Origin of the sequence: Aurantibacter sp. (assembly GCF_042094015.1) — a bacterium.
Classification (GTDB): domain Bacteria; phylum Bacteroidota; class Bacteroidia; order Flavobacteriales; family Flavobacteriaceae; genus Aurantibacter.
Window position 1 is genome coordinate 1 of the sequence record NZ_JBELDZ010000106.1, and the last position, 5,986, is coordinate 5,986.

The 5,986-nt window shown below is 28.8% G+C and carries 6 protein-coding genes; 3 read left to right on the plus strand and 3 right to left on the minus strand.

All coding sequences use genetic code 11. From position 1 onward, the window contains the following. Together ACFDSN_RS11530 and ACFDSN_RS11535 are read right to left on the minus strand one after the other, a co-directional pair. A partial coding sequence (locus ACFDSN_RS11530; RefSeq protein ID WP_375240006.1) for an alpha/beta fold hydrolase occupies positions 1-671 on the minus strand: 671 nt, incomplete at its 3' end. Positions 672-674: 3 nt separating this feature from the next. After that, the gene (locus tag ACFDSN_RS11535; protein ID WP_375240007.1) at positions 675-1,820 is read right to left on the minus strand and encodes a cysteine desulfurase family protein; all 1,146 of its coding nucleotides are present in this window, start codon (positions 1,818-1,820) and stop codon (positions 675-677) included. Positions 1,821-1,945: 125 nt separating this feature from the next. Between ACFDSN_RS11535 and ACFDSN_RS11540 the strand changes: the two genes are divergently transcribed. Next, entirely contained in the window at positions 1,946-2,818 is an 873-nt protein-coding gene (locus tag ACFDSN_RS11540) for a hypothetical protein (RefSeq protein ID WP_375240008.1), read from the plus strand. Between the two features lie 50 nt (positions 2,819-2,868). On the opposite strand, the gene ACFDSN_RS11545 is transcribed toward ACFDSN_RS11540, so the two are convergent. Further along, on the minus strand, positions 2,869-3,420 hold the full coding sequence (locus tag ACFDSN_RS11545) for a DNA mismatch repair protein MutS (RefSeq protein WP_375240009.1): 552 nt from the start codon (positions 3,418-3,420) through the stop codon (positions 2,869-2,871). Between the two features lie 375 nt (positions 3,421-3,795). Between ACFDSN_RS11545 and ACFDSN_RS11550 the strand changes: the two genes are divergently transcribed. Together ACFDSN_RS11550 and ACFDSN_RS11555 are read left to right on the plus strand one after the other, a co-directional pair. Beyond that, positions 3,796-5,754 (plus strand): T9SS type A sorting domain-containing protein, encoded by a 1,959-nt coding sequence (locus tag ACFDSN_RS11550; protein ID WP_375240010.1) that lies wholly within the window; start codon positions 3,796-3,798, stop codon positions 5,752-5,754. A gap of 92 nt (positions 5,755-5,846) precedes the next feature. Next, a partial coding sequence (locus ACFDSN_RS11555) for a DUF2752 domain-containing protein (RefSeq protein WP_375240011.1) occupies positions 5,847-5,986 on the plus strand: 140 nt, incomplete at its 3' end.

A 5,986-nucleotide genomic window follows, 5' to 3' on the forward strand; every position in this document is an offset into this window, starting at 1 on the left:
GAATTCACAATGTTTTTTATAGAAGGTAAAAACAAATGATCTTGTTCTCCCATAATATATAAAGTAGGGATTTTAATATCTTTTGCTCTAAAAAAACGCAATAAAGGGTTAATCTCTGAGGTTAACTTAAACCAACGAATAAATTCTTTCTGATATAATTTTTTAGCTTCGTTTACAAATAAAATTCGAGAGGATTTATGATTTTTTCGAGGCATTATAATATAAGCAAAGAATTTATACAGTAGCATATAAGGAACAACAGACTTAAAGATAATTCCCAATTTAACTAATATTTGAGAACGTAAATTAAGCTTCATAATTGCACCACCAAGAATCATACTATCAACACGTTTCGGATAATTCTCTGCTAAATTTCTAATTAAAATAGTTCCCAGAGAAATTCCAACAAAATGAGATTTTTCAATCTTTAAATGATCTATAACTTCAACAATATCATTAGTTACATTATCGAAGGTGTATTTTGTATTAAACGCATCTTTAAATTTAGGTTTACTATTTCCATGTCCTCGTAAATCTAAAAACAATACATTAAATTCAGCTTTAAAAGCTCTAATTTGCTTAAACCAAATAGAACTGCTTCCACCTGCACCATGAACAAAAGTAACCCAATTCTTTGAGGTTTCGTGTAAATATGTATTGTAGTGAAGCACAGTTTATTGGTTAACTATTTCGATTAAAGATGTTACTGCGTAATCAATATCTTCTTTCGTATTAAATTTTGAAAAAGAAAAACGTAATGACGGCTTTTTCATATCTTCTTCTGAAAGAATTTCATTTAAAACATGAGAACCTTTAGAACTTCCGCTTTGACAAGCACTTCCTTTAGAACAAGCAATTCCTTTTAAATCTAACTGAAACAATAACATAGATGCCTTTTCTGGAGAAACCGGCAAACAAGTGTTTATTAGAGTATAAGTACTATTTTCAAAACAGGAACAGTTTCCATTAAAAGAAACTTCTGGAATAGCTTTTTTTAAGCTCTCAATAAAATATTTTTTTAGACCCGAAACATACGCTTTGTCTTCATCTAAATTTAAATAAGATAAATCTAACGCTTTTTCTAGACCAACTATATTATGAACAGATTCTGTTCCAGCTCTAGAGCCACGTTCTTGTTCACCTCCAAAAATTAATGGCTTTATTCCAGATCCTTTTTTAATATATGCAAAACCAACACCTTTTGGTCCATGGAATTTATGAGCACTTACAGCTATAAAATCTACATTAATTTCTTGAAGATCAAGTTTAAAATGACCAACAGACTGAACTGTATCGCTATGAAACAAAGCTTTATACGTTTTACACAACTCTCCTACTCTTTTAATATCTAGAATGTTTCCAATTTCATTATTCACATGCATTAAACTAACTAATACATTAGAGTTTTTATTTAAAAGCGCTTCTAAATTATCATAATTTATATGTCCGCAATGATCTAAATCTACATACTCAACATTAATATTAAATTGAGTTTTTAATTGATTAACCATATAAAGAACAGCATGATGCTCAATTTTAGAAGTGATAATTGTAGTAACACCTAAATCTCTAACTGCACTATTTAAAGCTAAATTATCAGCTTCAGTTCCACCAGATGTGAAAATTATTTCAGCAGCAGAAACATTTAAATGCTTAGCTACAGATTTTCTTGCTTTTTCGATTAAACTTTTTGCTGTCCTTCCATAGCTATGCGTTGAAGATGGATTACCATAATCGGTTTGCATTACATTAGTAATTTCGGTTATAACTTCAGGATTTAATTGAGTAGTTGCTGCGCTATCGAAATAAACCGTTTTCATAATTATGATACTTTAAGTAAAAATAGTAGGTTAAATATTGAACAAAAATAGCTTTAATTAAATTAATCTTAAATTAATACTTATAATTAGTGAAAACTTTTACTTTTGTTTAAAATTGAATTGAAATGAAAAAACTACTTGGTGTTCTAATGTTATTGTTTTTTGCTTGTAATGATGGTGATATTATTACAGAAACTTTAGAATTTGGAGATACGTTTGAAACGTGTGGCGAATTAGTTTTTTATAAAATAAATACAAATCCTAACGAATCTCTTTCGTTTCAAATTTCGAGCCCTACATTTACTGTAGATGACTTATTAATTACTAATGAAGATCCTTTAAATACAGCATTAGTAGAAATTACAGATCCAAACCCAACTGGATTAGATGTTGACTCTTCAAATTTATTAAATTATAGAAGTTATAACTCTTCACCTATAAATATATTTTGTAATGATGTTCCTGTAACAAACATAGACATAACTCAAGATTTCACTTCAAACACTGGTACTGCCAACTTTACAATATCTCTTCTTGAAGATGATAATGATGGAATTCCTGCAGAATACGAAGATATTGATGGTGATGGTGATTTAGAGAATGATGATTCTGATGGTGATGGCTTGCCTAATTATTTAGATGCAGATGATGATGGTGATAATGTATTAACTATTAATGAAAACACTAATTTTGATACTACCACATTATTAACTCTAGCACAAGATACCGATAACGATAGTATTCCAGATTATTTAGATACTGATGATGATGGCGATACTGTTTTAACAATAGATGAAGAAAACCAAACAACAGACAATAATCCATTAAATGATATAACAGATCCCGCAGCTGGTGCAGATTTTTTAAACCCTTTAGTTGCTAATACTATTCCTGCTACTGCTTATATTGCACATACTATTAATCAGGAGTTTGAAGTTAAACTAACCTTTTCAAATATTTCATACACAAATATTAGATATCACATTTTTGAATTTTGAATATAAGATGATAGTATTACAAGTAAAACAAGAACCTTTACTCCAACATTTTAATTTTTATTCTGAAAAATATAAACCTCGGTATCCCCAAAACCGTATTTTTTATATTCTGCATCATAAAACTTAATATTATCATATCTATTAAATAAATACTCTAATTCCATTTTTAAAACACCTTCACCAACGCCATGAATAAATACAATTTTTTGTATTTTTTGTTTAATAGCGTATTCTAATTTATGCTTAGCAGTATCTAATTGTATGTTTTTTTTATCATGACTAGTTAAATGATTTTCATTCTTAACTAAGTGTTTTAAATGTAAATCAACTTCCATAGTTGGTAAATAGCGTTCTTTAGATTTAGTTTTTACAAAACTGTGCTTTTGCTTATCTGATTTCTCTGCTAAAACGGAATGAAAACTTTTAGAATTAAAAATTTCTGAAGGTGAAAAATCATCTTTTAATTTTACAATTTCTTTAGATTCAAAATCTAATTCAAAACCATCAACAGTTTCAATTGTTATTTTATTAGATTTTATCCTAATTATCTTCCCAGATAAGTCATCATCCAAAACAGCTACTATATCACCAATTTCATACATAATTACTCTTCTTCTTTTGTTTCGGAGATTATATCATCCTTATTAGATTCACTTGGTATCTTAGACTGCAATCTATATACAGAAAACATAATTATTATAATTCCCAAAATTTTAAAAACAACAAATTGATTAAAAAAAGATTGAAACAAAAATAAAGAAGCAATAAATATTAATAATATACTAAAAACAGACTTTTTCATAATTAAAATTATGTAATTCAAGGGTAAAAATATGTAACTTATCGAAAAACTCATTTCTCAAGAATAAATTTACAACTTCAAATTGAGAAATAAACAATAATTTGTTTATATTTAGTAGTGTAATGCACTGTCTTTACAAAGAACATTCATATATTGCGAACTTAAATCAATTACTATGAAAAAAACTACACTAATCATTACACTATTACTTACTTCAGCTTTTAGTTTTGGACAATTAAATGTTAGAAATGATGCTTTTGTTTTTGTAAATGACGAAGTTTTATTTGTAACCGAAGAAGTTAATATACAAGAAACTACAGCAAATGTATACTTAAGAAATGAAGCGCAATTATTACAAGGCGCCTCACAAACTATAACAAATAGAGGAGAAGGAAAATTAAGTGTTTTTCAAGAAGGAGAAGCCAGCGTTTTTACTCATAATATTTGGGGTTCTCCTGTTGGAACTTTTAATTCTGCAAAAGGAAGTTATACTGCCAATGGTAATACACCTTTTATACCTGAAGATAATATTTTTGAAGCAGGAACTGATTCAGATCCTTCATTAGCACCAATAACAAGTTTTCCTGTAACATTCATTAATGGCTATAATAGTAATGGTAACTCTACCCTAAATACATCTTTAACAATTGGAACAGGAGATGATTTAGAAATTGCACGTTACTGGTTTTGGAAATTTGGTCCAAGTTTTGGTGGATCTACAGGATATGCAGATTGGTCTTATGTTGGGCAAGATGGTAATGTAGAACCTGGTTATGGTTTTACAATGAAAGGAACTGATGAAGCTAATCAACAATACGATTTTAGAGGACGACCAAATTCTGGTACAATTACAACAGATTTAGTCTATGTACCTAGAAATGCTGGAGTTCAAGTGCCTAGCTTTACAATGATGGGTAACCCATATCCTAGTGCATTAGATTCAAGAGATTTTATACATGATGCAGCAAATACAAATTTGTATGTAGATACTGATCCTGCAATTTCTAATGGTACTATATATTTTTGGGAACAAGAAGATACAGGAACACATGAATTAGCGGGATATTCTGCAGGTTATGCAGCTTACACTATTAGCCCTGCAGGAGTAATGTCTTTTGTAGATGCAATAATGAAAACATATAATCAAGATGGAACAATTGCAACAACTGGAGCTGCAACTGGAAATGGAAAAGTTGTTGGTAGATACTTACCAATTGGCCAAGGTTTTATGGTTAGAGCAGCTATAAACTCTGCAGATCCTGATGTTGGTCTAAACTATACTGTAGAGTTTAACAACTCGCAAAGAGAATATATAAAAGAGTCTTCTGGTAGTAGTTTCTTTTTTAAAGCTTCAAACAGTAAAAACAGTAATTTGACTTCTCAAGAAACATTACAAGAAGAAAATAATAGTATTAATGCTGAAGGATTTGCTTCTGTGCCGTCAGATTTTAAAAGATTTAGGTTAAACGTAGATTTTAACGATACATATACAAGACAATTATTACACAATTTTCATGACTCAACTTCTGAAGGAAAAGATTATGGGTTTGAGACTGAATTACCTTCAACTCTAGATTCTGATATTTGGTGGCCAAGATTAGGAGAAAAGTTAAATGGTAATGCAAATAAATTTGATGTTGAACTAAGTATACCGCTTCATTTAATCACATCTTCTCAACAATCTTTAAGGTTTAGAATTTTAGATATTCAAAATTTTGAAATTGATCAAGCTATTTATATTCACGATAAAGAATTGGATTTATATCATGATTTAACTATTCAAGATTTCGAAATAGCTTTACCTACTGGAAATTATTCAAACCGTTTTGAGGTTACGTTTCAAGATGAAAACAAATTACTTAACATAACAACAGTTGATGAATTAAGTAACTTTAATATTTTTCAGAACAACAACACTACCACTCTTAATTTTATTAATCCTAAAGCAACAAATGTTTCAGAAATTAATGTTTATGATGTTACTGGTAAAAGAATATTTAACTCTTTAAAAATGAATACTCAAGAGCGTTTTGAAATCTCTACAAGGAGTTTAAGCGAAGGTGTTTATGTAGTTAAAGTAAACTTTGCTAATGGAAACTATAAAAGTAAAAAAATTATTATTAGTCAAAACTAATTCAAGTCTATAAACTAATAACATATCCAATATACATAACACTACTTAAACATTTAAGTAGTGTTATTTTTTTGTCTAAAGTTGAAGACTTTATGTTACCATGCCTTAACAAAAAAATATTTGGATTTGAATGTATGGGTTGTGGAATGCAAAGGTCTACTCTACTAATTTTTAAAGGTGAATTTATTAATGCTTTTAAAATGTATCCTGCTATTTACACTTTATTACTATT